The 532-nt window shown below is 70.5% G+C and carries 1 protein-coding gene; it reads right to left on the bottom strand.

Annotated features, from left to right (window positions below; genetic code table 11):
* Nucleotides 1-102: 102 nt before the first annotated feature.
* A partial coding sequence (locus FLP08_RS16835) for a tyrosine-type recombinase/integrase (protein ID WP_156278085.1) occupies nt 103-532 on the bottom strand: 430 nt, incomplete at its 5' end.

Below are 532 nucleotides of genomic sequence, written 5' to 3'. Positions count from 1 at the left end.
TGCTCGCCAGCCATTCGCGGAGCAGGGCCTCGGCGTTGTTCATCACCGGGGCGACGTCCCACAGGGTGTCGTCGAGGTCGAAGGTGATCAGTCGCAGGCTGCTCATGGGTCGTTGCCTCCATCGGCGTTGCCCTTGCGCTTGGCGCGGGGATGGGCGCGGTCGTAGACCGAGGCCAGGTGCTGGAAGTCCAGGTGGGTATAGATCTGGGTCGTGGCGATGTCGGCGTGGCCGAGCAGTTCCTGCACGGCGCGCAGGTCGCCGGACGACTCCAGCAGATGGCTGGCGAAGGAGTGCCGCAGCATGTGCGGGTGCAGGTGCTGGCCCAGCTCGCGGACGCCGGCCTGGCGCACCCGCAGCTGGATCGCCCGTGGCGTCAGGCGCTTGCCGCTGTGGCCGATGAACACCGCACCGTCTTCCGGAGCGGCCTGGGCGCGCAGCGGCAGCCAGGCTTCGAGCGCCTGGCGCGCGGCCTTGCCGACCGGCAGCTCGCGGACCTTGTTGCCCTTGCCGCGCACTCGCACCAGGCCTTCC

This window comes from Christiangramia aestuarii (assembly GCF_009735585.1).
GTDB classification, from domain to species: Bacteria; Bacteroidota; Bacteroidia; order Flavobacteriales; family Flavobacteriaceae; genus Christiangramia; species Christiangramia aestuarii.
This window is presented reverse-complemented; position numbering and strand designations above follow the sequence as displayed.